Annotated in this window: 22 protein-coding genes and 2 pseudogenes; 8 read left to right on the top strand and 16 right to left on the bottom strand. The window is 64.4% G+C overall.

Features of this window, described 5'->3' with window-relative positions; all coding sequences use genetic code 11:
- From C8258_RS04475 to C8258_RS04465, 3 genes and pseudogenes are all read right to left on the bottom strand, one after another.
- Nucleotides 1–317: hypothetical protein (locus C8258_RS04475; protein WP_146161160.1), on the bottom strand; the 317-nt coding region annotated here is incomplete at its 3' end.
- A 91-nt stretch (nt 318–408) separates the two neighbouring features.
- Nucleotides 409–1296: an IS3 family transposase gene (locus C8258_RS04470; protein ID WP_146161159.1), complete on the bottom strand. Its 888-nt coding sequence runs from the start codon at nt 1294–1296 to the stop codon at nt 409–411.
- A 2-nt stretch (nt 1297–1298) separates the two neighbouring features.
- Nucleotides 1299–1577, bottom strand: a pseudogene (locus C8258_RS04465) (transposase); the annotation flags it as partial.
- 637 nt (nt 1578–2214) lie between these two features.
- On the opposite strand from C8258_RS04465, the gene C8258_RS04455 reads away from it, so the two are divergent.
- The gene (locus C8258_RS04455; RefSeq protein ID WP_106953951.1) at nt 2215–3444 is read left to right on the top strand and encodes an IS110 family transposase; all 1230 of its coding nucleotides are present in this window, start codon (nt 2215–2217) and stop codon (nt 3442–3444) included.
- A 310-nt stretch (nt 3445–3754) separates the two neighbouring features.
- Here the strand turns inward: C8258_RS04455 and C8258_RS04450 are convergent, their stop codons facing one another.
- The 7 genes from C8258_RS04450 to C8258_RS04420 form a co-directional block, all read right to left on the bottom strand.
- Nucleotides 3755–4513 carry a hypothetical protein gene (locus C8258_RS04450; protein ID WP_106953950.1) on the bottom strand — a complete coding sequence of 253 codons (759 nt, stop codon included), beginning with the start codon at nt 4511–4513 and terminating at the stop codon, nt 3755–3757.
- A gap of 16 nt (nt 4514–4529) precedes the next feature.
- A complete protein-coding gene (locus C8258_RS04445; protein WP_233224856.1) occupies nt 4530–5141 on the bottom strand; it encodes an alpha/beta hydrolase in 612 nt (203 codons plus the stop codon).
- Entirely contained in the window at nt 5138–5962 is an 825-nt protein-coding gene (locus C8258_RS04440; protein ID WP_106953949.1) for an SDR family NAD(P)-dependent oxidoreductase, read from the bottom strand. Before C8258_RS04440 ends, C8258_RS04445 begins: the two co-directional genes overlap by 4 nt.
- 62 nt (nt 5963–6024) lie before the next feature.
- Nucleotides 6025–7578 carry a long-chain fatty acid--CoA ligase gene (locus C8258_RS04435; protein WP_106953948.1) on the bottom strand — a complete coding sequence of 518 codons (1554 nt, stop codon included), beginning with the start codon at nt 7576–7578 and terminating at the stop codon, nt 6025–6027.
- Between the two features lie 8 nt (nt 7579–7586).
- On the bottom strand, nt 7587–8918 hold the full coding sequence (locus C8258_RS04430; protein ID WP_106953947.1) for an MFS transporter: 1332 nt from the start codon (nt 8916–8918) through the stop codon (nt 7587–7589).
- Between the two features lie 76 nt (nt 8919–8994).
- Complete coding sequence (locus C8258_RS04425) at nt 8995–10044, bottom strand: 3-keto-5-aminohexanoate cleavage protein (RefSeq protein WP_106953946.1); 1050 nt, start codon at nt 10042–10044, stop codon at nt 8995–8997.
- Between the two features lie 45 nt (nt 10045–10089).
- Nucleotides 10090–10485, bottom strand: coding sequence for a carboxymuconolactone decarboxylase family protein (locus C8258_RS04420; protein ID WP_369974696.1), 396 nt, complete (start codon nt 10483–10485; stop codon nt 10090–10092).
- A gap of 122 nt (nt 10486–10607) precedes the next feature.
- Here C8258_RS04420 and C8258_RS04415 point away from each other — a divergent pair, with 122 nt between their 5' ends.
- The 3 genes from C8258_RS04415 to istB all read left to right on the top strand — a co-directional run bounded on the left by C8258_RS04415 (nt 10608) and on the right by istB (nt 14438).
- The gene (locus tag C8258_RS04415) at nt 10608–11594 is read left to right on the top strand and encodes an AraC family transcriptional regulator (RefSeq protein ID WP_106953945.1); all 987 of its coding nucleotides are present in this window, start codon (nt 10608–10610) and stop codon (nt 11592–11594) included.
- A gap of 820 nt (nt 11595–12414) precedes the next feature.
- The gene (gene istA, locus C8258_RS04410; RefSeq protein ID WP_106953944.1) at nt 12415–13650 is read left to right on the top strand and encodes an IS21 family transposase; all 1236 of its coding nucleotides are present in this window, start codon (nt 12415–12417) and stop codon (nt 13648–13650) included.
- Entirely contained in the window at nt 13650–14438 is a 789-nt protein-coding gene (gene istB, locus C8258_RS04405; protein ID WP_106953943.1) for an IS21-like element helper ATPase IstB, read from the top strand. The genes istA and istB overlap by 1 nt, the downstream gene beginning before the upstream one ends.
- 257 nt (nt 14439–14695) lie before the next feature.
- Here the strand turns inward: istB and C8258_RS04400 are convergent.
- Nucleotides 14696–15286 (bottom strand): annotated as a pseudogene (locus C8258_RS04400) (IS30 family transposase); the annotation flags it as partial.
- 400 nt (nt 15287–15686) lie between these two features.
- On the opposite strand from C8258_RS04400, the gene C8258_RS04395 reads away from it, so the two are divergent.
- The 3 genes from C8258_RS04395 to C8258_RS04385 all read left to right on the top strand — a co-directional run bounded on the left by C8258_RS04395 (nt 15687) and on the right by C8258_RS04385 (nt 19605).
- Nucleotides 15687–16133 (top strand): nuclear transport factor 2 family protein, encoded by a 447-nt coding sequence (locus C8258_RS04395; RefSeq protein WP_094027654.1) that lies wholly within the window; start codon nt 15687–15689, stop codon nt 16131–16133.
- A gap of 64 nt (nt 16134–16197) precedes the next feature.
- Nucleotides 16198–17529, top strand: coding sequence for an FAD-dependent oxidoreductase (locus tag C8258_RS04390; protein WP_158271221.1), 1332 nt, complete (start codon nt 16198–16200; stop codon nt 17527–17529).
- A gap of 132 nt (nt 17530–17661) precedes the next feature.
- Nucleotides 17662–19605 (top strand): FAD-dependent oxidoreductase, encoded by a 1944-nt coding sequence (locus C8258_RS04385; RefSeq protein ID WP_106953941.1) that lies wholly within the window; start codon nt 17662–17664, stop codon nt 19603–19605.
- 512 nt (nt 19606–20117) lie between these two features.
- On the opposite strand, the gene C8258_RS04375 is transcribed toward C8258_RS04385, so the two are convergent.
- Nucleotides 20118–20348, bottom strand: coding sequence for a DUF3263 domain-containing protein (locus tag C8258_RS04375; RefSeq protein ID WP_158271220.1), 231 nt, complete (start codon nt 20346–20348; stop codon nt 20118–20120).
- A 249-nt stretch (nt 20349–20597) separates the two neighbouring features.
- On the opposite strand from C8258_RS04375, the gene C8258_RS04370 reads away from it, so the two are divergent.
- Entirely contained in the window at nt 20598–21302 is a 705-nt protein-coding gene (locus tag C8258_RS04370) for a hypothetical protein (RefSeq protein ID WP_106953938.1), read from the top strand.
- A 79-nt stretch (nt 21303–21381) separates the two neighbouring features.
- On the opposite strand, the gene C8258_RS04365 is transcribed toward C8258_RS04370, so the two are convergent.
- The 4 genes from C8258_RS04365 to C8258_RS04350 all read right to left on the bottom strand — a co-directional run bounded on the left by C8258_RS04365 (nt 21382) and on the right by C8258_RS04350 (nt 26413).
- Nucleotides 21382–22257, bottom strand: a complete 876-nt coding sequence (locus C8258_RS04365; protein WP_106953937.1) for an NAD(P)-dependent oxidoreductase — start codon at nt 22255–22257, stop codon at nt 21382–21384.
- 237 nt (nt 22258–22494) lie between these two features.
- A complete protein-coding gene (locus C8258_RS04360) occupies nt 22495–23667 on the bottom strand; it encodes a CdaR family transcriptional regulator (protein ID WP_106953936.1) in 1173 nt (390 codons plus the stop codon).
- A 218-nt stretch (nt 23668–23885) separates the two neighbouring features.
- Nucleotides 23886–25340, bottom strand: coding sequence for an APC family permease (locus C8258_RS04355; RefSeq protein WP_106953935.1), 1455 nt, complete (start codon nt 25338–25340; stop codon nt 23886–23888).
- Between the two features lie 206 nt (nt 25341–25546).
- Nucleotides 25547–26413 carry a phytanoyl-CoA dioxygenase family protein gene (locus C8258_RS04350; protein WP_094027663.1) on the bottom strand — a complete coding sequence of 289 codons (867 nt, stop codon included), beginning with the start codon at nt 26411–26413 and terminating at the stop codon, nt 25547–25549.
- Nucleotides 26414–26638: the final 225 nt, after the last annotated feature.

Genomic DNA, 26638 nt, shown 5'->3' with positions numbered 1-26638 from the left:
TTGTGGAACATGTGCCGGGAGACGCTACCCACCCCGCCGCTGTCCAGATTGCGCCAGTTGACGACCGCGACCAGCGACGACCCGCATCCGGCGCTGCCGGTGCCGGCGATGTCGTCGGTCTGGTAGCCGATGGAGACCTGGTCGCTGTCATCGAAGATGTTGGCCTTGGCGTCGATGGTCGTCGCGCACGGGCCGCCATCGAACTGTGCAGTCAGCGTCGGCATATCGGTGTGCGACTCGGCTGAGGCCGGCGTGGCCTGAAACAGAAGCGCGCTACCGACGGCAGCGAGGATGGAAACGACGGCAGGGGCGTGCATGGTGTCCTCTCGCAGTTCAGGCCTTACACGCTATCGACACACGGGTTCAGGTTCCATCGATTGAGGTTCCCCCGCTAATCCGGAGAGCGGATTATCTGGTTCCGGCTGGAACCCGTTGATGGTAACCGGATTCGAACTCGTCCGGTGATCGCCAGCCCAGCTTCTTCTGGATGCGATGGGAGTTGTACCAGCCGTCGATGTAGGCGAACAGGGCGTTCTCGGCCTCGTCGCGGGTCCGCCAGCTCCGCCGGTAGACCAGCTCAGTTTTGAGGGTGGAGAAGAAGTTCTCCATCAACGCGTTGTCGTAGCTGTCGCCGACCGACCCCATAGATTGGGCGATTCCGTTGTCGGCCAACCGATTAGCGAACCGGATTGCGGTGTAGGTAGAGCCGCGGTCGCTGTGATGAATCAACTGGCCGTTGCGGATCTCCCGGCTCCAGACCGCGTATTCCATCGCACCGAGCACCAACTCGGTGTCGCAGCGGTCGGAGGTTTTCCAGCCCACGTTCCGGTTGGAGAACGCGTCCCGCACCGCGGCCAGCCAGAACGCACCCTGCCCGCAGGGAATGCGGGTGGCATCGGCCACCCATAGCCGGTTCGGTTCGGCGGCGGTGAAGTTGCGTTCGACCAGATCCGGTGCGGGCCTTGCCCGTGGATCCTGCTGGGTCGAGCCGAGCCGCCACTTCTTGCGCAGGAACGCACCCTGCAGCTGCGAGGCCCGCATCAATCGTTCCACCCGTTTGCGGCCGACTCGAATCCCTCTGCGCCGCAACATCGCATGCACTCGCGGCGACCCATAGGTGCCGCCGGAACTGGTATGGATGTCGACGATCTCGGCCAACAGCTTCTCGTCTTCGACGTGACGGTCCGAGGGCTGCGCGGCGCGTCTGCGCCATTCGTAATAGGTCGAGGACGCGATGCCCAGGACCCGTAATAGGAGCTCGACCGGGTGCTGGCTGTTCTGTTCGACAAACCGCATGATCACCGCCGGGTCGGGCCGAGCTCCGAGGCGAAATACGCACTCGCAGAACGTAATATCTCGTTGACCCGCTCCAGCTCCGCGACCCGCTTCTTCAACGCGCGATTCTCAGCGAGCATGTCGGCGCTCGGCCTGTCGGCACGTTCGCCGGCATCGGCCTCGGACTGGCGGATCCAGTTCCGCAACGCCTCGTGATGCACCCCGAGTTGCTCGGCCAGCTTGCGGATCGTCGGCTTCGGGTCCGACTCCCGATACAGGCGAACCGCCCGCGCTTTCAACTCGTCGGGGTACTTCTACTACTTATTCGGTAACGGTTGTTTTGTCGGTTCGGATGTCTTCTGGTTCCTTGGTCTGCGAGGTCTCACGCGAGCTCGGCGCCGATCCCGACGAGGTGATCGTTGCCCGGTTCTGCCACGACGACGTCTGAGTGCTTCTGGGACCACGAGTCCTGCTGCAAGGCAGCGAGCGCCGCGGCCGGACCGATTGACTCGCCGACCATTGACCGCTGGGGTACTTCTCGGGCGCACAGCCCTTACCGAAGACCTGCGGCGGTGGGCGGTGAACGCTGTCGCCTCGACTCCTGCACACCTCGTGGGCTCCAAGTCCTCGTGCAAGACCGCGGGCGAGGCGATAGCGGGATCGGCCGGGCAGGGTCTCGACACGGTGTGTCGGCCCTGCCCGGTCGTCGTATTCGACTGGGATAGCTCGTGGTTCGAGCCCTCCCGCACGAGCGGACGCCTCGTCGATCGCGAACCTCGAGTTCTCACGGAGACAGGCGCCGTGCGGGTGAGCTGGGATCGCGAACAGCTCATCGGAGGCCAGCCCATCGAGGCTCGTAAGTAGGGCGCTGCGCGTTTCCGCCAGGGAATCGAACACCGGAAAACACCTGATGGAGGACCAGATTGAGCAACTACTGCCGTGGATTGTGCCGAAGGACACCACGACAGCGCCATCGTCGCCCCCGACGGCACACTGGTCGCGAAGAAACGCATCGGCGACGACCCCACCGGTTTCGCGGAGCTGACCCAGCTGCTGGCCGACGCGGGCGACACCGCCGAGAATCCGATCCCAGTCGCGATAGAAACCCCACGCGGATTGATGGTCGCCGCGCTGCGCGCCTCGTGCCGGCCGGTCTACGCGATCAACCCGATGGCCGTGGCCCGCTATCGCGAACGCCACTCGATGGCCCGGGCCAAGTCCGACCACGTTGACGCGATGATCCTGGCCAACATCCTGCGCGTCGATGCGCACCTGCACCGCCGCCTGCCCGGTGACAGTGAACGCGCCCAAGCTATTTCGGTCCTGGCCCGCGCCCAGCAGGACGCGGTCTGGCGGCGCGCCAAGGCCAGCAACGAACTGCGTTCACTGCTGCGCGAATACTTCCCAGCGTTCCTGACAGTATTCGCCGGAAAGTCCGCCACCAACCTCGCCAAATCCGAAGCCCGCGCTGTTCTGGCCATCGCGCCCACCCCGGCCCACGTCGTCAAGCTCACCAAAACCCGGATCGCGGCCGCGCTGCGTCGCGCCGGCCGCCAACGCGGCATCGACACCCTGGCCGCGGAGATCCTCGACGGACTGCGGCACCCGCATCGGCGCCAGCCCGCGCTGGTGGAGAAGGCGTTCGGCCGCCAGGCCCTGGCTCTGCTGGCTGCCCTGGACACCGCCTGCACTGGTGCTGATGACCTGGAACAGGCTGCGGCCGAGGAGTTCCGCAAGCACCCCGACTACGCGATCATCACCAGTTTTCCCGGCCTTGCCGACCTGACCGGCGCCCGGATGCTGGCCGAAATCATTGACGACAGGACCAAATTCGCCAGCGACCGAGCCTTGAAGGCCTACGCCGGATCCGCGCCGGTCACCCGCGCGTCCGGCAAGTCGATCTCCATCACCCACCGCCGCATCAAAAACGACCGCCTCGCCGCCGCCGGCTGGGTCTGGGCCTTTGCAGCCTCCTCCCGATGCAACCCCGCCCGCGGGCACTACCAACACCGCCGAGCTCACGGAGACCGGCACGCTGCAGCGCTGCGGCACTTGTTCAACAAGATGCTCGGCCAACTCCACCACTGCCTCCAATCCCGAGAACTGTTCGATCCATTCAAAGCCTTCGGCCATCCAGTCACCGCCCCACCCGCAGGAGCAGCCGCTTGACTCTTAAGACGATCGGAGGTCTTCGGTGCTGCCACGAATGACTCCTTCCGGCCCTATCGGACCACAGTCAGAGCCCTCCGAGAAAGCGGGGGAACCTCAGCCGCTCGACACCGGCATAGGCAGCTCAGCTGCCCGCGCGGCGCGCTACGCCGCGGTTTCGGACCTGAGTTCAGCGCCAGTGCAAGTCATCTCACCGCTGGGACGATGCCATGCCGAGTCGGCGCGGATAGCTGTGCTGGCTTGCGCTCTTCCACCGGCCCAGCGTGGTAGAAGAGCGCATCTGTGGCATGATGCCCTGCTTGCCGAGGGGTTACTTCCCGGGTGTGGTTGTCTGTGCGGGGTCTTTGCAGTAGGCGGTGTCGGGCGGGCAGGGGGCAAGGATCGTCGAGAAGTATTGGATCGCGGAGAACAGGGTGATCGGGCCGCCGGCGACGACCAAGCCGATCATGGAGCCGACGGCGCCGAGGGTGGCGGCGCCCAGGACACAGCCTGCGACGGTGGCTCCGACGAAGGGCAACAGCAGGACGAGGAGCGGACTGCTGACCGTGGCCCCAGCGGCCGCTCCGACCAGGCAGCCGACGCCCGCGCCGAGCACCGCGCCCAGCACGGCGCTGACGGCGGCGCCGATGGCGGCGCGCTGGGCGAAGACGCCAAGGGCTTGAGTGTCACGCGGGGTGAAGGATTCGGCTACCTGGGTGGCGGCTTGATCGGTCGTGATTATCTGATCGCGGGTGGCCGCCTGGATTGGGTGGCCGTGGCTTCGATCAGGGGTGAGTGTTGCCGCGGCGCCGTCGATTCGCGCGGTGATCGGGTAGGCGGTGCTGTCGATGCGGTAGGTGAGTGGGATGGCGGCGACCGCTTGCCGGTCGCGGTCCACGAGGACGAGTTGGTCTGCGGCAGCGTGTAGTTCGCCGCCGCTGATGGTCAGGACGGCGGCGTCGCCTCTACGGGTGACCTCGTAGTGCACGGCGGCGTTGTCGTCGCCGGGTTGCGGGGCGGCGCTGGCGGTGGCGGCGGCGAGCACGAGCGCGGTCGTGGCGAGCGCGGCGGTGGCGGTGGTTTTCCTCATCAGGTGGTTCCTTGGTTTATCGATGGTGCATGACTGCGGAGTGCCTTGTGGGCGAGATCAATTCATTGAGCAGTTGTGCTGCTCGGGGCCAGGGGCCATACCCGGCGGTGGGGTCCAGATGTCCGACCGGGCCAAGTTCCATGGGGCGGCTGCCCCAGGATTCGGCGAGACCGGTGACACGCCGGTGGCTGGCGTAGGGATCGTTGGTGCTGGTGGCCAGGATGGTGGGAAACGGCAGCGTGCTACGGGGGATTGGGCACCAGCCGTGAGTGGACCCGAGTCGGCGAAGCCGCGAATCGTCGCCGGGTGGATGCTCGAAGTCCGGTGGTGTGACGAGCAATGCCGCGCGGATCGGCCGGTTCGATCGTTGTGCCCAGTGCGCGATGGTCAGGACACCCGCGCCATGGGCGGTCAGGACGATCTCGCCGGACAGCGTCGACACCACGTCCGACAGGTTCGCTACCCATGCCTCCCGATCCAGGTGAGTGCCCACGGGCGGTCGCGGCACGGTTCGAGCGTGAGGCCCTGCGGCGAGTGTGCGCAGCCAGTGGTTCGAGGGCTGGTCGTCGAGTCCGGGAACGATGACGAGAGCGGGCTCGGTGGAGTCGCTCAGCGGTGCGCGGGTCACATCACGGCCCCGCCGTTGGGGCTGATGACCTGCCCGGTGAGGTAGTGATCGTCGCCGGCGAGGTAGACGGCCAGGGAGGCGTACTCCTCGGGCGTTCCCAGCCGCCCGACGGGGATCAGCTGGTACAGGTTGCGCTTCTGTTCGTCGGTGGCCGTGGCGAGGTATGCCTGGAACGGTGGCGTGGCGACGGCGCCGCATGCGATGGCGTTGACCAGGACACCGGCTCCGGCGACGTCGAGGGCGACGGTCTTGGTGAGGCTGGCGACCGCGGCTTTGGTGGCCGAATAGCCGGGACTATGCGTGCTCGCCGCGGAAATCCCGGCGATGGAGGTGATATTGATGATCCGGCCGTGGCGCCGCGGCTCCATGTGCCGCAACGCGGCGCGTGTGCACCAGAACACGCCGTGCACGTTCACATTCCACCATTTCAGCCAATCGTCGTCGGTGAGACTTGTTGTGATACCCAGAGATTGGCGTGCGGCCGGGGTGGTCAGATACGCATAGTGCCGGTTGCGGCGTGCTTCCTCGGCCGGGGAATCGGGCACGAGCGCGGCGTTGTTGACCAGGATGTCGAGGACGCCGAAATGGACCGCGGCCTCGTGGAACATCTGGTCGACCGCGTCTCGGTTGGTGACGTCGACCCGGGCCGGTAGGCACCGGCGGCCCATCGCGTGGATCTCGTCGGTGACGGCTGCGAGGGTGTCGGGCCGGATGTCGCATGCGACGATGTCGGCGCCCGCGCGGGCCATCGCCACCGCGATCGCCCTGCCCAGTCCCTGGCCCGCGCCGGTTACCACGGCGGTCCTGTTGGGTAGTGGCATTGTGTTCTCGCTTTCGGTGCTATCTCGCATCCGGCGTAAATGAGGTTGCGGCGCAGGCATTTTCAGCTGCTGGCGCGGAGTTCGCGCTTGAGGATCTTGCCGGTGGACGTCATCGGCAGGGTGGGGACGAATTCGATATGGCGGGGGTATTTGTAGGCGGCCATGCGTTGTCTGGCCCAGTCGATGAGCGATGCCTCCGACGGGGCTGTCCCGGGGGCCGCGATGACGTACGCCTTGATTTCCTCGCCATGGCTGCGGTGGGGGATTCCGATGACCGCGGCCAGGGATACCGCTTCGTGGGTCATCAGGATTTCTTCGATTTCACGGGGGTAGACGTTGAGTCCGCCGCGCAGGATCATGTCCTTGGCGCGGTCGACGATGTAGTAGTAGCCGTCGGAGTCGCGGCGGGCCAGATCGCCGGTGCGGAACCAGCCGTCGTGCACGACTTCGGCTGTGGCACCGGGGTTTCGGTAGTAGCCCTTCATGACGTTATGGCCGCGGATGGCGATCTCACCGACGGTGTCGGCGGTCGTGATCGGGTTCCGGTCGTCGTCGAGTAGACACACGTCCACACCCCACACCGGCCTGCCGATCGATCCGGGTCGTGGTCCGTCGGCCGAGTCCGCGAACAACGCGAGCGGGGAGGTCTCCGAGAGTCCGTAGCCCTCGGCGATATTCACTCCGAAGCGCTGCCGGAAGCGAGTGTGTATCTCGACGGGGAGCGCGGCGCCGCCGGAGAGCGCGAGCCGCAGATGTTCCGCGATATCGCCTGCGCTGCCGGCGTGCCCGAGGGCTTCGAGCAGCGCCCAATACATGGTCGGCACACCGGCGAAGAGCGTGATCCGCTCGGTGCGCATGAGCTTCAAGGCGCGCGCGGCTTCGAAACGCGGTTGCAGCACGAGTGTGGCGCCGACCGAGAAACCGGCATTCATGATGATCGTCTGCCCGAAGGAGTGGAACAGCGGAAGCACCACCAGGCGTCGATCGTGCTGCGCGAGGTCATTACCGAATTGCCGGTTGGCGGTGAAGGCGTTGAGCAGCATGTTCGCGTGCGTCAGTTCGGCGCCCTTGGGTTTGCCGGTGGTGCCGGAGGTGTAGAGGATGACCGCCGTGTCGTCGGGATTCGTTGTCCGCATGGTGAATTCGGCGGGATATGCCTGGATTGCCGTCGCCAGTTCGCCGGGATCCTCGACGTCCAGCGGGGCGGCGGAATCGATGAGGAACAGGTGGCGGCAGTTGGGCGCCTGGTCGAATCCGGCGCAGCCGTATTCACCGGTCGGCAGTTGCGCTGTGCCCTCGTGGCAGAAGAACGCCTTGGCATTGGAATCATCGAGGTGATAGGCGATTTCGCGATCCTTGAGCAGGGTATTGAGCGGCACCACCGTTGCTCCGGCTTCGAGGATGCCGTAGTAGATGATCGGGAACCACGCGATATTGGGGCAGGACAGCGCGACCTTGTCACCGGGCTGGATGTCGTGGTCGACCAGCAGCTGGGCGATTCGGTTGGCGGCGGCGTCGATCTGGGCGTAGGTCAGTCGTCGATCGCCGACGACCACGGCATCGCGGTTCGGGGTGCGCCGGGCCGTATCGCCCAGCAGGACAGCGAGATTGAGCATGGAAGTCCTCACAGGAGGGTGGATGATCCGGATCCTTCCGGGCCCGAGTCGGCGAGTCGGCGCAGTCCGCCTGGATAGGTGTAGCGGCCCAGCACGAGGAACCCGATGGCGCCGAGGTAGGCCAGCGGCACCAGGCGCAAGGCGGACACGAGCCCGTACCGATCGGCGAGAATGCCCACGACCAGCGGCCCGAGCGCCAGCCCGAGGATGCTGTTGGCCAAGGTGACTACGGCGAGAGCCGTTGCCCGCAAGCCGGGGTGGGTCAGGCTGACCACCGTCGAAGACATGGCGCCCGCTGATCCGGCGGCGGTCAGCGCACCCAGTGCGAGAACGGTCAGTTGAATCGGACCCGTGCCGAGACTGAAGGCCGTCGTCAGCAGGATCAGCGAGATCGTGCAGTACAGCAGCGCGCTGCTCCACTGCCGCACCGGATTTCGACGACCCGCGCGGTCGGTGAGAATGCCGCACGCCACCATTCCGACTCCGATGAGCAACACATACCCCGAGGCCGCGAGCCCGGCACGGTCGGTGGGCATGGCATAGGAGCGCTGGAAGAAGCTCGGCAGCCAGGCCATCAGTGCCGCACCGACGAACAATTGCAGGCCGCCGCCGATATAGGCGCACCACACTGGCACCGACGAGAACAAGCTGGACAGGGGAGCGCGCACCGTATTGCTCGCCGCGGGGGAGCACCCCGGAGAATCGGTGAAAGTGTGCTGGCGTAAAGATGATTCGGTCACCAGGATGCGGAACACCGCGACCAGCAAGAATCCCAGCCCGGCCATGACGGCGAAAGTCCAACGCCAGCCGATATGTTCGGCAATCACCCCGCCCAGCGCGACACCCACCACCGATCCGAACGAGCCACCGGCGAGAAATGCCCCGCTCAGCGAAGCGCGCAGATGCGGCGCGAACACCGAAAGCATCACCGCGGCACCGACACTGCCGTACGCGGCCTCGCCGACGCCGACCAGGAATCGCGCACCGAGCAACTGGTGGTAATTCTCGGCGAGCGCGCAGAGCAGAGTGGCCAGACTCCAGACAGCCGCCATCACCAGCATGCTGCGCACCCGCCCCCACCGGTCGGCGACCAGCGACAGCGGGAACGTCAGCAGCCCCACCATCAGGGCGACGACGCTGGTCAATGCGCCCAGCTGTGAATCCGACAGCCCCCATTCGGATTTCAGTAATGGGAATACCGCTGAGAGCACCTGGCGGGACATGTAATCCGAGAGCAGCAGTCCGAAGGTCAGGCCGAATACGACCCAGGGGAAGATCCGCGAACGGGCGTCGGGCGGGACGGTGACCGGCGGGTCGGACGGTGTGGTGGAGAGATCCATGGCGCTTCCTCGAGCCTGGTGGAATCAACACGTAGCGGTGCGCCGACCGGCGTCGGCGCACCTGCCTGGCGAAAGATCAAGCGTGGTGCAGGAATCCGAGCTGTCCCGGCTTCCGGTTGGGCGGGAATCCGATCTTGGCCAGCGCGTCGTCGGTGTCGGTGTAGACCTCGTCGAACTTGTAGATCTCGCGGGCTTCCTTGCAGGTGGCCACTTCCCGGCCGAGTTCACCGGCGATGCGGACCATCTGCTCGACCTGTTCCACCGAGGTCCGGCGTTCGCCCTTGCGGCCCCACAGGTTGTCCTCGATGCCGACCCGCACGTGCTGGCCCATGGCCATTGCGATGGTGCACATCGGGGTGACATTGCGCATGATGGTCTCGATGGTCAGCACCGCGCCGTCCGGGGTCCGGCGAATGAACTCCATCAGGTCCGCCGGATGGGTGCCCGCCGCCCCGCCGCCGATCGCAACGTAATTCAGAATCAGGGGCCCGGTATAGATACCGCGGCGGATCAGCCGCTCCACCGTCTCGAGCTGGTGCACGTGTCCCAGCATGAAATGCGGCTGGATGCCGGCTGTGGTCAAACGGCGCAGGTGCTCGATGTAGAACTCCGGTCCCGCTTCCAGGACCATGTCGCGATATGCCTTGTACAGCACTGGATTCTGCAGTGAGGTTCCCTCGATATCGTCATCGCTGAGCAGCTCCATGACGTTCATCTGACTGGTGTTGATGGCGATGGTGACCTGATCCGGTTTCGGGTCGAGGTCGGCCAGCAGGTGGCGGGTGTCGTAGTCCAGCCACTTGGCTTTGTCGCCGTCCTCGGGCGGCGCGAACGAAATCGAACCGCCGACCTGGAGAATCATCTCCGGCACCGCTTCGCGCAGGCGACCGAGCATCTCGTTGAACAGTTCGAGCCGCTTGGACCCGAATCCGTCGGCCTCGCGGACGTGGACGTGCAGCACCTGCGCGCCGGCGTTGTAGCAGTCCACCGCCTTCTGGACCTGTTCGTCCATCGTGACGGGAATGTCGTCGGAATCGCCGGGCAGGAACTCCGGGCCGTACGGGGCGACCTGGATAACCAGATTCTCCTGGTTCTCCGGCAGCAGCGAATCATCGAGATAATGCATGATCTTCCTTCCTGATTCTTCTGGGTTGCACTGTGCGAGGCGGGATTACGGCTGCTCCGCACGGCGACGCTGGAACGCGTCGAGTTCTTCGGCCAGTACGGGGACACCGATATTGCAGGCGTGAATGCCCAGCACGCTGGTCAGTTGGAGGGCGGCGAGGATTTCCTCGCGAGACACACCCAATTCGAGTGCGGCGCGAATATGGCGGCGTACGCCCGGCGAGTACATGTGGGTGCACGCGGCATCGACCGCGATGCACAGCAACTCCACGGTTTGGGGTGACAGCACGCCCCGGCGGATGGGCAGCGAACCCATGGACATGAACTGTTCGGTCCATTCGGGGTCCCAGTCATGCAGCTGGTCCCACAACGGATTCCAGGCACCTTGGGCGCGCATGGCTTCGACGACGGTGGTGGGTACGGATGCGGACTCGACGGTCACCGGCAGCTCCTTCGATGCGTTCTGGCGTAACTGCCGTCACGCTATTCGGGAGCACCGCATGAAGCTTGACAATATGGGACGATCAACTTGACAATCTGGGCCATAGAAGCGAAGGTGAATCGATGGCCCCCATGGTCCGAAGCGCCGTCCTGTCCGGCTACGTCGATCTGGCGCTCTCGCTGGATGTCGACCCGATGCTTTTGCTGCGTTCGGTCGGTGTCGGCGCGGCGGCGCTCACCGCCAGCGATATGTGGCTACCCGCCTATGCGCTCGACCTGTTGATGGAACGCACCGCGCGCGAATCGAACTGTGAGACCTTCGGGCTGCGACTGGCCGCGCGTCGGGGCCTGGCCAATCTCGGCCCGGTCGCCCTGGTGGCGCGCGAGGAGCCCGATATCCGCAGTGCACTACATATCGCGCTGCGCCACATCGCACTGCACAACGAGGCGCTACGTACCCGGTTCTCCGAAACGGGCAGCCTGACAACAATTCTCATACAGTCCGCACCGGGGGTAGCCCTCGGCCGGCAGTCCATCGAATTGACGGTCGGCGCGACCTGCCGGATCCTGCGCGAGTTCCTCGGCCGGGACTGGCATCCACTCTCAGTCTGTTTCACCCACGGCGCACCGGCGCAGCGCACCGACGACCATCGAATCCTCGGTCCCTCCATCGAATTCGACCAGAGCTTCGACGGAATCGTCTGCTACAGCCACGATCTCGACGCCGCCAACCCGCTCGCCGACCCACTCTTGCGCCCCTATGCGCGCGACTACTTGAGATCGCTGGCATCGCCCGACGAAACCATCTCCGGCCGCGTCCGGGTCATAATCGAAACCTTGCTCCCCACCCAGCAGTGCTCGGCCGCCACCGTCGCCGATCACCTGGGCATGGACCGCAGAACGCTGCACCGCCAACTCCAGCGCGATGGAGAATCCTTCCTGACGCTCCTCAACAGCACCCGCCTCGACCTGGCCCACCGCTACCTCACCCACCACGACCGCACCCTCAGCGATATCGCCGCAGAACTCGGATTCTCCGAACTCAGCGCCTTCTCCCGCTGGTTCCGACACCACACGGGCCACGCACCCAGTCACGTCCGAGCCCGCTGACAATCCAGTCGTCGACGGGCCCTTGCCGCGGGGCCGGACCCTGCTTAGGCGATAGGAGATTCGGCAGCGGAGAAGCGAAGGAGAGCAGGGCGGTGGCTGTGAATCATCTGCGGTTTCGGCGGTCTGCCATCCACGTGCTGGACCTGTCGCCCCTCAGGACGCCCGGCGACTACTTCGTGGAGGTGTCGGGCATGGTCACTGCGGTCTCTCCCGACTGGTCGCCGGGTACATGAGCCGACTGGAAGCAACCGACCGCGAGAACCGTCGATGCCATGCATGCGGCAATGATGCCGACCATGCGAGTATGTCGTTTTGCCACGCGTGCACACTGCCAGCTACTCCAGCAGGGATTCATGAGACCCCCTCATACCGAGAGGCAAAGGCTACTTATAGCCGGATAAAGCCCGGCGGGACCACGTGCATTCGCTCATGTTGCCGCGCCGAGCCTTGAGTCCTGCTGCCATCTGACTGTCGGGTGGCTCGCCTACACCCCAGGTGAACCCAAACCGTGGCCTAGTGAAACGTCGAAAACCACCCCTCTGCGCCAACCGATACAACCCCCTCTACACGTTGCACCCGTTGTCGTCGTGAATCTTTCCGGCACGGATTGGCGATGTCGGAGCAGCCGTCGTTGCTGTCCACGGGCGCTGATCGGCGATGAAATCGGTGGTCAGCGCCTGGGATTCGGCATCAAATTTGGCATCACGACAGCATGGGAACCATCAGCCGTGGCGGGACCAGGCGGATATTGTCGGCGCTCCTCGAAAACCCGGCCACTGGCGCTCTTTGAAAATCGGCCGCCCTAGCCACGATTGGGTGGGTGATCAGTTTGGAGGACTGGGCGGAGATCAGGTATCTCCACCGGAGCGAGGGCTTGTCGAGGCGAGCTATCGCGAAACGGTTGGGCATCTCGCGGGACACGGTCGCTCGGGCGATCGCGTCGCAGACGCCACCGAAATATTCGCGGGTCTCGGGCCCGTCTGCGTTCGATCCGTTCGAGCCGTATGTGCGGGAGTTGTTGGCGCAGTTCCCGATGATGCCGGCGTCGGTGATCGCGGAGCGGGTGGGCTGGTCAGGTTCGCAATCGTGGTGGCGCAAGAAGATCGCCGGGCTGCGGCCGGAGTATGCGCCGAAGGATCCGGCCGACCGGCTGTCCTATCAGCCCGGTGATCAGGCCCAGTGCGATCTGTGGTTTCCGCCGGTGGATGTCCCGCTCGGGGCCGGTCAGGTTGATTCACCACCGGTGTTGGTGGTGGTTGCGTCGTTCTCTCGGTTCGTGACCGCGCGAATGATCCCGACCCGGACCACGCCGGATCTGGTGGCGGGGATGTGGTCACTGCTGGACCATCAGCTGGGTGCGGTGCCGCGACGATTGTTGTGGGACAACGAATCCGGGATCGGGCGCAGTGGCCGGCTGGTCGCGGCGGTGGTGTCGTTCACCGGGATGCTGGCCACCAAAATCGTGCAGTTGCCGCCTTATGATCCGGAGTCCAAGGGCATCGTCGAGCGGATGAACGGCTATTTCGAGACCTCGTTCCTGCCTGGGCGCAGCTTCGTCTCACCGGCCGATTTCAACGCCCAGTTGCAGGAGTGGCTGGTTAAGGCCAACTCCCGGCGAGTTCGCAGCCTCGACGGGATCCCGAACGAGTTGATCGAGGTCGATCGTGCGGCGATGCACCAGTTGCCACCGATCCCGCCGCCGATCGGGTTCACCGCCAAGACACGGCTGCCGCGTGACTACTACCTGCGAGTGTTGAGCAACGACTACTCGATCGACCCGACCGTGATCGGGCGAATGGTCGATGTCCATGCCGATCTCGACACGGTCACCGCCCGCTGCGACGGCGCCCTCGTCGCGACGCATCCGCGGGCCTGGACCCGGCACCGGACAATCACCGATCCCGACCATGTCGAGACCGCGGCCCGGCTGCGGGCGACGTTCCAACGCTGCACTGCGGCAACCGATTCTGGTGACAACGAGGCAGGTTTGGTGCGCAATCTCGCAGACTACGATGCCCGCTTCGGTGTCGATTTCGACGGTGAAGGGGTCGCGTGATGGCCGCACCGAAAGACACGATCAAACAGATCGAGTACTACGCGAACGCGTTGAAAGCGCCCAGGATCCGCGACAGCGCCGCCCGGCTGGCCGAGCAAGCCCGCGATTCGGGCTGGAGCCACGAGGAATACCTGGCCGCGGTGCTGTCACGGGAGGTGTCCTCACGGGAGTCCTCCGGCGCCGAGATGCGGATCCGCGGCGCGGGTTTCCCCGCCCGAAAAGGCATCGAGGAATTCAACTTCGACCACCAACCCGCCCTCAAACGCGACACCATCGCGCACCTGTCGACCGGCGCGTTCATCGACAAAGCACAGAACGTGGTGCTACTCGGCCCGCCCGGCACCGGCAAAACCCACCTGTCGATCGGGCTCGGCATCGCCGCCGCGCACCACGGACATCGCGTGTTGTTCGCTACCGCGGTCGAGTGGGTCGCCCGCCTCCAAGCCGCCCACCAGCAGGGCCGTTTGGCCGCCGAGCTGGCCAAGCTGCGCCGCTACAGCGTTTTGATCGTCGACGAGGTCGGCTACATCCCGTTCGAGCAGGACGCGGCCAACCTGTTCTTCCAATTGGTGTCCAGCCGCTACGAGCACTCATCGCTGATCTTGACCTCCAACCTGCCGTTTTCCCGCTGGGGAGACGTCTTCAGCGACCACGTCGTGGCCGCAGCGATGATCGACCGCATCGTCCACCACGCCGACGTCCTCACCCTGAAAGGCAACAGCTACCGGCTCAGAAACACCGAAATCGACACACTGCCAAGCCATCGCAACGACGGCACGGCAGACTAACCATCAACCATCAAGTGGCCGATCTTCCAAGAGCGCACCCGGCCCGATATTCGAAGAGCGCTGACAGATATCTGGGACGATGGAAATTGCGTTTACCTGCACTAACTGGATGCTGCGGGATGTGATGTCAAGTGTGGGACGGTGTTCCGTTGGCTCATAACCCAGAGGTCCCAGGTTCAATCCTGTCCCCGCTACTAGGAAAACGGCTCGGGACCATTTGGCGGGTTCTAGGGGTCGTTGCAATACGTGGCCGATTGTCAGGCCGCGAGTGGTTTATGCAAGCCTTCGGCTGGGGTTTCCCTGCCGAGCGTTTTGCGTGGGCGGCTGTTGAGTTCGGTGGCGACGGCAGCAAGGTCGTCGCGGCTGTGTCGGGACAGAAGTAGATCGGGATGTCGGTGGCGAGGGTGAATGCGTGGTGAGTGGCCATTTCCGAGCCCTGGCCCAGTCAGCGACCGGATCAGATGCGCGGGAAGGGTTTTCACGGTCTCGGTCAGTGCGGCACGCACGGCCTCGGCGCTGCGACCGTGTGGCAGGTGCCACAGCATCACATAGCGGGTACTGCGCTCGACCAAGGTGCCGATCGCTGTTTCTTGGTTCTTGCCGATGATCAGGTCGCCTTCCCAATGCCCGGGAACTGCGCGGTCTTCGACCTCGGCGGGCCGGTCACTGATCATGGCCAACGGGTGGGTGAACCGCGGGCGACGTGCCTCGACGCGGCGGTGGGTTTCGTATCGTGCGACCGGTGCGCAGGGCGCGGGCAGTTCGCGACGCAGTTCACCGCGTCCTTGAACGTAGAGTGCCTGGTAGATCGTTTCGTGGGCCACATGCATCTGCGGCAGGTGCGGGAATTAAATTGTGTGCCAGCAGATCGGTGGTGGCTCGACCCCTGCCCTGGGTGCATCCGGTGCGCCCTCGACGGCCGCTCTGATCACTGGGTGGCAAACCAAAACCGGAAACTGCCCGGGCGTGGACCGGCGATGGTGACTTGCTCGAGCTCGGCGCCGTCGGTGTGCAATGTGCACCACGCGTCACTGGAGGCCGCAGCAGGGTGGCGTGGACGGGTGTGGTGCCTGGTCCCTACCTTGAGATCTACGCCACAGGGGCGATGGTTTCCGGCAGTTGATCAGTGATTCCACGGCCGGCAGGTCATAACGTCACCGCCGCTCTTTCTATTCGATGTGGGAGCGCGCGATGAAAGCGATCGGCGGTTCGAGAATTGATATCGACGCACATCAGTAAGGAAGTCGTATGACGAGCACGGGTAGTCGGATTGATAGCGCAATCTATGTTGACCGGATAAGGAGTGTTTGCGCTGCTGTCAAGGCGCACGATATCGAAACTGTTCTCACGTACTTCGATGACGCTTGTGTTTTCGTCAACGGCGTGACCGGCACGACCTCCGAGAAGCCGGAGCTCGTGGAATTTCTGAAGGAGACATGGGCGGTATTCCCCGATTATGCTCCGCGGCCGGTGGTGACATATATGCAGGGCAACACACTGGGCGCGCTGTTCGAGATGGCAGGGACGCCCCCGCAGGCGGAGGGACAGGCCGCGCCGGAGCAGATCCGTTGGCTCGCGGCATCCTTCAGCACGTTCGACCCGGTCACCCTGAAAATTGTGCGTGATGCCTACTACGTCGATGAAGAGGCGATCCAGCAGCAGATCGCAGCTGCTCAGCACGCCGAAACTCACTGAAGCTCGGTCCTCGAGTAGCACGCATCAACGGCAAATCAACTCAAATTCTCATTGGAGAAATGCAGTGAAGCATTCGAAATTCAACTACGACGCTATCGTTATCGGTGGCGGTTTCGCGGGTGTGATCGCGTGCCGGGACTTGTCCGAACAGGGGCACTCGGTTCTTTTGCTCGAAGCGAGTGATCGACTCGGCGGCAGGACGTGGTCCAAGCATTCCACTGTCGGTACCTACGAGGGTGTCCTCGAGCTGGGCGGGCAGTGGGTCTGGCCTGAAAAGCAGGTCAATATGATGGCCGAGATCAAGCGTTACGGGTTCACTTTGACCCACAGTGCGACGCCGGAGTCGTATCCGACCTTCCTGGCCGGTGCACACAACCCGGGACCGCTCCCGATCCCGCTCGAAGAGGTCTACGATTTCGAGCGCGCGGCCTTCAAGATCCTCGCCGACGCCCATCGGATCAACCCCGGGATTCCGCTCGACCAGCAGAACGTCGAGGATCTCGATATCTCTTACGGCGAATATCTGGATAATCTCGAGCTGGGTGCGGCGACTCGCGGCTGGTTCACCTTCTTCGGCAGCGTGTTCACCGGCCGCTATGCCGAGGAGATCTCAGCGCTCGGGCCGCTCAGTTTCATTGCGCAGATGGACTACAGCCTCATCCGCGCGTGGGGCGTACTCGACGAGTACATCGTCGAGGGGACGAGCGCGTTGATCAAAGCCATCGCCGCGGACTCGAACGCGGAAATCCGTTACGAGACACCGGTAGCCAGAGTCGTCCAGGACGACGAAGGAGTCAGCCTGACGACGGTCGCCGGCGAGACGTTCACCGCGCGCACCGCCATTATCGCCACCCCGCTGGCGGGCTGGGCAGGCATCGAGTTCGACCCGCCGCTGAGCGATGCCAAGCACCAGGCATCGCGCGAGCGGCACATGGCCTACGCGGTGAAGGCTCTCATGCAGGTCAAGAACGCTCCGCGTTTCCCGTACCTGCTGGCGGATGCAGCCCATGCCGGGGGCGCCATCCTCCTCTGTGCTGAACACGACCTCGGTGACGACGGCCAGATGATGGGTGGGTTCTACATCAATCATCAAGAACGGGAAGACCGATTCGGCGCCGACTTCGCAGGGGTCGAGCGCTTCGTGAAAACGCTGTGCCCGGAAGCCGAACTCGTGGATTTCCAGGCCCACGAGTGGGCGGCCGACCCCTGGGCCGGTGGGTTCATCGCCTACAAGCCCGGTCGGCTCAGCACGTCCCACGCCGCGCTGTCCACCCCGGAACAGCACCTCTACTTCGCGACCGCTGATATCGCCACCACATTCATGACCTGGATGGAAGGCGCCCTCGAGACCGGCAAGAAGGCCGCCGTCGATGCTCATCGACAGCTGACCCAGTAATCCGTAGACGGCTGATCATCCTGGTTGCCAGCAGGTTTCGACGATCGAATCCCGGCTGGTCCATCGTCCCGGACCCGGGTCGCCGGGGCCGGGGCGCAGCCCTTCAGCTGAGGAGAAGGAATAGAACAAGCGATGACCGAGTTCCCACTTCTGTTTTCACCGCTCGAGGTCGGACCGCTGACCTTGAAGAATCGCATCGTCAATGCTCCTCACCAGACTGGATTCGCTCGAGACAAGGGCTACTCGCCTCAACTCGTCGAGTACCACCGGGAACGGGCGCGTGGTGGCGCGGCTCTCATCATGTCGCAGGCGACCTCGGTCGTGCCGGGATACCTTGACCTGCACAATGTCTCAGACGAGATCATTCCCCAGTACGCCGAAGTCGTAGCGGCAGTGGGCGAATTCGACGCCCACTACGGTGTGGAGCTGTACCACCCTGGCAGTCAGGGCAGCTACGAAGGCCGGGGCACCGACGTCTATGTCGGGCCGTCCGCGGTCGCCGCCGACTACTTTCATGCGGGCTGGCGGGTGCCGCACGCTTTGGTCGAAGGCGAAATCCTGGCCATCGTCGATGCTTTCGGTGCGGCGGCGAGGCGTTGTGGCGAGGCGGGCGTCTCCACGGTCGAGATCCACTTCGGGCATGGAAATCTTGTCGAGCAGTTCATCTCGCCGAGAACGAATCAACGAACCGACGATTGGGGCGGACCGCTCGAGAATAGGCTCCGCTTCGGCGAGTTGATTCTTCGATCCGTCCGGGACGCCGTCGGTCCCGGGGTGGCGATCGGTGCGCGAATGACCGCCACCGGGCTCGACGCGGACGATCCCGGGGTCATGGACTCTGCCGAGATCATCGGCACCGTCGGTTCCTGGGGGCTGCTCGATTACGTCTCACTCACGATGGGGCGCTATTCCGACGCCATGAACACTGCCCGAAATGTTCCGAACATGACTTTCCCGCCAGGTGTGTGGCAACGCTATGGCCGCTCGATCAAGGCCGTCCTGGATATACCGACCTTCCTGGTGGGGCGCGTAAACCACCCTCGCACGGCCGAGGAAATGCTCGAGGCGGGCAGTTGCGACGCGGTCACCATGGTGCGGGCGCTGATCGCGGATCCGTTCCTGCCCGAGAAGTCGCGGACCGGGCGCGTACACCAGATTCGGCCGTGCGTCGGTGCGATGAACTGCCTGCAGCGTCTCGATCAAGGTCGCGGTATCCGGTGTATTCACAACCCTGCCGTTGGTCATGAGGGAGACCTCTCCGAGAGCGTCGGTACCTCAGCCGAGCCGCGCAAGGTGGTAGTAGTCGGTGCCGGTCCCGCCGGTCTGGAATACGCCCGTGTTGCCTCCTGGCGAGGCCATGAGGTCACCGTGGTCGAGCAGTCGAAGATCGGAGGCCAGGCACTCACCGCTTCCCAAGCTCCGACCCGCTCCGAGCTGTCTTCGATTACCGACTGGCTGCATCAGCAGTGCCTCGAGAACGGCGTCGAGTTCCACACGGACACAACCGCATCGGTCGAGAGTGTCCATGCTCTGAGCCCCGATGTGGTCGCCGTGGCAACGGGGTCGTACCTGCCCGCGAACCCCTTCGCCGGTGGCGCCCTGAGGACAATCGAAGCGGCGGATGTGCTGTCTACCAAGACATTCGACGGTCGCATCGCGGTCTACGACAGTTTCGGTGACTGGCAGGGCATCAGCCTGTCCCATGCTCTGGCGCAACGTGGCGCCGATGTTGTCTACGTGTCCCCGACTCCGTACCCCGGCAGCGCGCTCGAGATGACGAACTGGCGAATCGAATACGAAAAGCTTGTCGAGGCAGGCGTCGAGTTCCATCCGATCACGCAGGTGATCGGCGTCGAATCCGAGGCGCTTCTGGTCAAGGTCGGCTTTGCCAAGAATGAAACGCGGATCGGCGATCTGGACGCGCTGGTATGGATCGGTCCACCGGTCGCGCGGGACGGCTTGTATCACCGGTTGCAGGGCAACGGCTTTCGCGTGGACCTCATCGGTGACGCCTACGCACCACGCGGCATCGAGCAGAGTATCTACGAGGCTCGACATGCCGCCCTACAGATCTAGCTGTGACCTCGGTGGAGAAAACCGTGAGCTTTGGTAGTCCATTTCCGGATGTCGATATCCGCGGCGGGGATGTCTTCGGTTGCTTGGTCGGCGGTATCACCGACGTGGAACTGGACGAGATCGCGTTGATCGACGGTGGATGACTGTGCTGTTGAACTCGGCTTTGAAGGCGCGAGCCGACCGGGAACTGGGCAGTGCGGTGGCGCACCGCCTCGGTACCACGGTCATGCAGGGTTTCGGCATGACCGAACTGAGTCCGGTGAGCCACGCGGTCCCCAGCGATCTGGGGCTGGCGATCGCCGGCCGGGCAGCAGACATCAGTTCGAGTGGCTGGCCGATCGTGCTTTCGTCGCGCATCAGGTCGCACCGTACACAAGGTCCGCTGCGTCGAGTTCGTGGGCGAGATACCCGAGTCCACGGCGGGAAAGGTCCTCCGAAAGGAACTGCGGCAGAGGGTTGTTCGCTCCTAGCGACCGCGCGTGACCCTACGTCGACCGGCCTGCGTGGTGCGCCTACGCGGGCCGGTCGTTTTCGTACCGCACGTGGCGCAGCCGGTCCGAGCATTGCCTGTGGAGTGCGGCACAGGTGGCGTGGGTGAGCACATGTGCGGCCGGGCCGTGCAGCAGTCTCAGCAGCCTTGCGTGGAATTGGACGGAGCTGAGACCGAATCGGACGAAGGCTTCGTCGTCATTGCCGCCGTAGGGGGCCCACGCCACCGCGAATTCCAGCAATTCTGTTTCCATTTGATTCATTTCGTGAAATCTCCGCCTGTCTCCGAGGCGGTTGGCCTCCCGATCCGAGTGTGACTTTTCTCGAAGAACGTGCGCAAGTGCAATGTGCACCGAAGAGAAAAATCACCTGCTGCAAATTGAGGTAGTCCGGTACTGCCCTCGGCGAGCAGATTGAGACCCACGCCACAGTCCAATCCGATCATGTCCTTCCGAATGAAATGTAATCAGAGAAAAGGGAAGAAAGTGAAATCCACTCGATTCATGGCAACCGTCGCCTTGGCGACCGGTGCCGTCGCCTTCGCCAGTGCCACCGCGCGGGCCGCTGAGCCGGAGGCAGCCGTACCGGGAGAAGTGATTCAGGTCGGAATCGCGCCCGGGATTCAGTACACGGGCAATATCGTCGATAATTCCGCGGTCGTGAATACACCATTCGGTTCGTTGACGACCCGGAACGGCGCATTCGAAGTGCGCGACGGCCAGGGCGGATTCGTCGCAGGGACCCCGCTGACGACGCCGCCGGACTCGGACGCGAATTCATCGCAGGAAACCGACCCCGCCGGGATGGTCACTCCCGGCGCCGACTCGAACCCAGGAACCGTCGTCACTCACCCGGCACTCGAGAATGTCGATGCCACGGCCGACTTCAACGGGGCTTTGGCGGTCGCCGCGACGCAGTTCGGCCTGGCGGTCGGAGTCGGGACTCTCGCCGGCGGCGTCGTCGGGCTGGGCGTCGGCTGTCTCGCAGGTGCCGCGACCGGCGGGGTCGTAGCGCTGCCGACCGGTCCGATCGCTGCCCCGGCCGCGCTGTTCGGCTGCATCGTCGGCGCCAGTGTCGGTGCCGGCATCGGTGGCGTGACCGGTGCCGCGCTGCTGGGAATCCCGGTGGGCATCGCCAGCGCCGTGCAGATGTACAACACCTTGCAGGCACCCCCCGCGGCACCGGTTCCGGCGCCGACCGTCGGCTGATTCAGCATCGAACGCGTGGGCACGGCAGCCGCTGCTGTCGTGCCCACGCCGCTTCGGGATTGAACAAATCGCTAGCGAATCAATGGATCTGGAGGAAACGGCGATAGAGCGCCGACATGGCGAGGCCGCCCTCCCCGGCACTGATCGCGGATTCGAGGATGTCGCGGACAACTTTGTTGAGCGTGCCTGCCTGGCCGATCTCGGCGAATCCCGCCTCTTGAACCAGGGTCGTGTCGAAATGGATTCCGATGGTCGACTGGTCGGTGTGATAGTCGTCGGATTCGATGCGAGTGAGCCCGTCGCTGAAAGCCCGTGCGCAGAGATCGAATCCGATCTCCGCAGTCAGGTCGAACAGCGTCCGAGCCGCGATCCCGTGCTGGGCCGCGTAGGCGGCCGCCTCGTAGAACCCGGCCACCGCGATGTTGTGGAACAGCGCGCCGGCCATGCCGAGTGCGTTCGCCGCTGCGGGATCGGCGCCTTCGAAGCGTGGCCTCGCGATGGCGCTGAGGAGTTCGGCATGCTCGTCGAAGGCGGCCTTGTCGCCGGAATAGAGCACCAGCGCATTCGGTCCCATATTCGCGGGGTAGTCCAGGATCGCGCCGTCCAGATAACGCCCGCCGTACATTTCGACCCAATCGCGGGCATCGCGTGCCTCGGGAACGGTTCCCCAGGTGAGATTGACGATGGTCCGGCCATGAAAGTTTTCACCGCGGCCGACCCCGCGGCTCAACAGATCGCGCACCTGGGAATAGTCTTCGACGCAGACCACGCACACAGCGGATCGCCACAGCGCCTCCTCGGGGTCGAGGGCGACATGGGCCCCTGCCTCGGACAGCGAAGCGGCTTTCGACGCGGTTCGATTCCACACAGTGGTGGCGACCCCGGAGACGAGGAATCGCGCCGCGAGCGCCGCGCCCATGTTCCCGAGTCCCATTACGGTCACAGAGCTGTTCATAATTCTCGGTACCTTCCCGCCGCAGCGTCGCGGCGCACCTCGAGCGAGCCCCGAACCTTCGAGCCCGGGCGTAGTGGCGCGTCGGCTCGAAGGTCGATGGGGTCTGGCTACTGTGCGTCGAGAGGGATTCGGCCGACTACAGCAACGCTGTGCACGATCGGCCACAATGCGGTGCAGATTGCACCCGTGGGCCTGTCATGCTCGCTGAAATCGACCGGCTGCCAGCGGTTTCCGAGTTCAGCGGGCGTTCTTGATCTTGAGAACGGTCAATGCGGCCACGACGCTCGCCGGATCCTCGGCGAGCGGCTTGGGCAGCAGCTCATCGACACGAGCAAGGCGTCGATCGATGGTGTTGCGGTGTGTGAACAGTTGCTCCGCGGTGCTCGAGCGATTGAAGCCCTCCCTGACGAATGTCAGCGTCGTTTGATGCAGCACCGGATCGGCGGTGGCGAGGTCGCCGAGCACGTCGGAGATGAACTGATCAGCGAGAGCGGTATTCGTCGACAACAGGTCGGCGAGCTGCACGTCCTCGTATCGGACGACGCGCAGGTGGGATCCGAGCCGCGACAGCAGTCGCTGTGCGGCGGCCGCGTCCATATGGGTGCGGCGAAACCCCGCGATGTCGGGGGCCGCGCGGCCGAACGCGACGCGAGCGCCTTTGAGCCCTTTCAGCCGAGCGAGCACTTCATCCACCGGTGGAACCGCCGCCAGCGGCATCCACAGCCATATCGCTGTGGTACCCGCGACCACGGTCAATCGCTGACGGGCGCCGCAGACCCGCATTACCTGTTCGGCCGCGGATTCGAGCCGCGTCGCGTCCTCCTCGGAATCGCCCCAGATGATCGCCGCGACATGCTTGCCGGTCAAGGCGTAGCCGAGCTGTGCTTCCGCCCGTGGGCGTTCGATAGGAGCTCCTTGAAGCAGCAGCTCGACGGTGGCGTAGCGCTGCAATTGTGCTCCGCCGGCGAGCTCGTTGCGGACTTCCTCGATATTGGCGGTCATCGCCGCGATGGAGTCGTCGACGAAGGTGGTCAGCGAGTTCGCCGAAACCTCGATCAGTTCACGCAGTTCTGCCAGATCGCTTGTGGCTTTGAAACAGGCGTCGAGCCACCAGTGCCACGCCACGCGCTGCCCGGACCGCCACGAATGCAGATCATCGGTGGTGAGACCGCGCAGCACGACATCGCGGGCGTAGACGAGTGTTTCCGGGCTCGCGTAGGTCGGCACTCTCAGGCCGGGCCGCTGTATGTTCGAAACCAGCCACTGCCGGAGGTTCGCGGTGTTGAGTCGCCGGTCGGCCTCGGCGAGTCCGGGATCATCGGCGATCACCCGATACTCCGGATCGGCCAGCGACGCGGCCCACAGACGCTCCAGGATCTCTTGGGAGCGGGCGAGTAGGTCCTCCGCCATCGCGCTGATCAGTTCACGAACACGTGGCGAGGGCGTGGGCCAGATTTCTTCCAAGTCAGGTCATTACTTCCACTGCATCGGCGCCATGCCGAGGCGCCCGGGCCGACAATGCGGGATATCCCAGCCCGCGGTGAGCTGGGATATCCGTGTGAGCGACCTTACTAGAAGGTATGTCGCAGCGGCCGGAGGTTCGATTATTTCGTCATCTGAGCAATAACTCAGATCGATTGTGTGACCGATGCTCCGGTCTCGTCGGTGTCCGGTGAATTGGGGCGATGTGCGCGACGCGGGGTCAAGCCGAAAACCGCCAGCACCGCGACGATGGCTATGCCGGCCACCCAAATCATCGAATCTGCCGGAGGCGCAGGCGGATTGATGATGCCGTTGATGTAGGCCCAGATCATCGTCGCGGCGCCAATAGCCGCCGCGATCCACAACAGCGGGCGGAATTCGCCGAGCCGGATAGTCAGAACAATCGCGCCGACGCAAATGATGATGTACGGAATCACCCACAGATAGACCAGCAGCGTGGCGTTCGGTGTGTATGCGGAGACGATATCGCCGGTCCAGAGCAGCATTCCAGCGATAGTGGTGAAGCTGAGCAGCGCCATCAGACCGACCGCGATATAGGGGCTCCCGTGCTTCGGATGCAGCCGAGCCAGCGCCGCCGGCAACAGGCCGCCCTCAGCGAGGGCCATCGCGAAGCGTCCGCCGTAGTTGATGAACCCGACGAGCGAAGCGAACGAGGCGACGGCCAGGACCAGATCGGTGGCCGAGGCGACCGTTGTCCCCAAACCGGCCTGAATGGCCAGCGCGGCCGGAGCGGAGACACCGGCGGCCAGCTCGTCGGACGCGGCGGTGAGGCCGGGGACCTGAAGGATCGTGACAATCGGGAAGAGTCCACCGAGCACGACGGGCACCGCCATGATGGCCATCGGAACATTGCGTTTCGGGTCTCGGGTCTCGGTGGCCAGCGCGGCGCAGCTTTCGAAGCCGACCAGGAATGCCGCGCCGACCGCGATGCCTTGCAAGGTATGGCCGAGATGGAAATCGGTGAAGTTGAACTGACGGCTCAGATCGAGTCCGGTGTGCATCGCGCTCGCCACCGTGATGACGATGATGAGGGGTAGCGCGAGCACGGTGAGGACGACCGCGATGATCACCGAGGTGTCCAGACCTCGGAAGGCCACGAAGGCGGCGACCAGGAGCGCGGCGCCGAAAACAATGACCTGGGTGTTGAAATGCAATGCCTCGTGGAGACCCCGCGCGTACAGAAAGCTTCCGGTGAATACGCCGACCACCGCCGCCAGAGCGGCGATCCCGACGACGAATCCGGCGAACAGCGAGGCCGCCGTCACGTAGCGCGCCCACGGTCCGAAGACTTCGCCGACATAGGAATACAAGGAGCCGGACGCGACGTACCGACGTGCGAAGACGATGACGGCGCGGCCGATGCAGATCACCGCGATCGTGGCGAGCAGCGAAGCCTGCCAGGCGGAGGTACCGCTGGTGGTGAAGACGAGGAATGGCACCATCGCCAAGGAGACTGCGGGGAAAAATGTCGCCAACGAGAGCGAGACGAGCGCCGAACGACTGAGCCGCCCGCCGTTCGCTTCGCCGCTGTTCGCTCCTGAGAGCGCGGGCGCCGTCGGTTCGATCGGTTCGTGGCTCATCGTCGGCTCCTCGGTCGGGCAGTGGAACGGGAATCCGAAACGAGCCGGATGCCTCGGCGAAAACCGGACATGGGTATGGTCCTTCGTGCTGAAAGTTGTTGCGGGAGTAGCGGAACGCGGCATGCGTTCGCAGGCGTGCCCGGAGCGCCCGAAGCCTGCGGTCGGCTCGGACGCGTCCGCGAGCGGTGTCGGCTGCGGTGGCCGGGTTACTGCGCGTCGAGGTAGTCGCCGAGTTCCTCGTAGTTGACCATCCACAGCCCGGGCGTTCCCTTGGGATACTGCGATCGGAACCCGAGCACGCCCTGCACTCGCGGCGGGAGGGACCGGGCGAGGTCGCGATCGACCAGGAAGGGGTAGGCCTCCTCACCGACGAGGAAGCCGGGATTGAAGGCGAAACCCACTGCGCGCCGATGCTCGTCGGTGGTGATGTTCGCGCCACCGCCGTGCACGGTCTTGCCGCTGAAGAAGAGGGCATCGCCGGGCCTCATCACGGCCGGCACCGTCTGTTCGGGGGTGCCGCGGTCTTCGAAGTCGGGCCAGTGGTTGCTGCCCGGGATGACCCGCGTGGCACCGTTCTGCTCGGTGAACTCGGTCAGGGCGATCAAGAAGTTGAGGACGACCTCCGGTCCCTGCGGCCCCATGCCGACGAACGGGTACCAGTTCTCCAGGTCGCGATGCAGCATCTGCGCCCTGTTGCCGGGGCCGATCTCGATGACCTGCGCCGTCGTCATCCAGTAGGTCCCGGACTCTTCCAGGAACACCGCGTCGCACAGGTTGTGGACCAGATCGTGGTCGATGATCTCCTCACGGAAGGTCTTGCTGCGGGTGACCAGGTTGGTCAGCCGCTTGGTGTTGGCGCCGTGGAATTCCTTGGCGATCTCGTCGGTATGAGTGCCTCCGGGCGCGAGGTTCGCGAGATCGTTGTCGATATCGGCATTGAACCGGGCGATCTGGTCCGCTGAGAGCAGCCCCTCGATGATGACCCCGCCGTCCTCCTCGACGACAGCGAGGATCTCGCTGATCGGAGTCGCGGCGGGCACTCGCCGTAGTGCTGGGATAGCAGTGGGGTTCATCTGTAGTGATCCTGTCTTTCGTTCTCCGACGGGTGCCGCGTCACATTCGAACGCAACCTCCGTGCAATGTGGTGCAGGTCTCACTCTCGGTCCGGAGGCTTTGATTGTTCTACGGCAACCCTCAACACGATCGCCGCTGAGGCGGTGCACATTGCACCCTGGTCGGTGACGGATCCGCGTGGTCCGAGGATCTACCTGTGGCTTTCCCGATCGGCGGTTCAACAT

Source organism: Nocardia sp. MDA0666, assembly GCF_003023875.1.
Lineage (GTDB): Bacteria > Actinomycetota > Actinomycetes > Mycobacteriales > Mycobacteriaceae > Nocardia > Nocardia aobensis.
The sequence above is the reverse complement of the archived record's forward strand: the minus strand, read 5'-3'. Positions and strand labels throughout refer to the sequence as shown.

What these genes read in the sequence shown, in the direction of transcription:
- C8258_RS04430 (WP_106953947.1), bottom strand. Translation starts at nt 8,918, where the DNA reads ATGGATCTCTCCACCACACCGTCCGACCCGCCGGTCACCGTCCCGCCC.
- C8258_RS04385 (WP_106953941.1), top strand. Translation starts at nt 17,662, where the DNA reads ATGACCGAGTTCCCACTTCTGTTTTCACCGCTCGAGGTCGGACCGCTG.
- istB (WP_106953943.1), top strand. Translation starts at nt 13,650, where the DNA reads ATGGCCGCACCGAAAGACACGATCAAACAGATCGAGTACTACGCGAAC.
- C8258_RS04440 (WP_106953949.1), bottom strand. Translation starts at nt 5,962, where the DNA reads ATGCCACTACCCAACAGGACCGCCGTGGTAACCGGCGCGGGCCAGGGA.
- C8258_RS04415 (WP_106953945.1), top strand. Translation starts at nt 10,608, where the DNA reads ATGGCCCCCATGGTCCGAAGCGCCGTCCTGTCCGGCTACGTCGATCTG.
- C8258_RS04350 (WP_094027663.1), bottom strand. Translation starts at nt 26,413, where the DNA reads ATGAACCCCACTGCTATCCCAGCACTACGGCGAGTGCCCGCCGCGACT.
- C8258_RS04425 (WP_106953946.1), bottom strand. Translation starts at nt 10,044, where the DNA reads ATGCATTATCTCGATGATTCGCTGCTGCCGGAGAACCAGGAGAATCTG.
- C8258_RS04360 (WP_106953936.1), bottom strand. Translation starts at nt 23,667, where the DNA reads ATGGCGGAGGACCTACTCGCCCGCTCCCAAGAGATCCTGGAGCGTCTG.
- C8258_RS04450 (WP_106953950.1), bottom strand. Translation starts at nt 4,513, where the DNA reads ATGAGGAAAACCACCGCCACCGCCGCGCTCGCCACGACCGCGCTCGTG.
- C8258_RS04375 (WP_158271220.1), bottom strand. Translation starts at nt 20,348, where the DNA reads ATGGAAACAGAATTGCTGGAATTCGCGGTGGCGTGGGCCCCCTACGGC.
- C8258_RS04370 (WP_106953938.1), top strand. Translation starts at nt 20,598, where the DNA reads ATGGCAACCGTCGCCTTGGCGACCGGTGCCGTCGCCTTCGCCAGTGCC.
- C8258_RS04365 (WP_106953937.1), bottom strand. Translation starts at nt 22,257, where the DNA reads ATGAACAGCTCTGTGACCGTAATGGGACTCGGGAACATGGGCGCGGCG.
- C8258_RS04355 (WP_106953935.1), bottom strand. Translation starts at nt 25,340, where the DNA reads ATGAGCCACGAACCGATCGAACCGACGGCGCCCGCGCTCTCAGGAGCG.
- C8258_RS04395 (WP_094027654.1), top strand. Translation starts at nt 15,687, where the DNA reads ATGACGAGCACGGGTAGTCGGATTGATAGCGCAATCTATGTTGACCGG.
- C8258_RS04470 (WP_146161159.1), bottom strand. Translation starts at nt 1,296, where the DNA reads ATGCGGTTTGTCGAACAGAACAGCCAGCACCCGGTCGAGCTCCTATTA.
- C8258_RS04435 (WP_106953948.1), bottom strand. Translation starts at nt 7,578, where the DNA reads ATGCTCAATCTCGCTGTCCTGCTGGGCGATACGGCCCGGCGCACCCCG.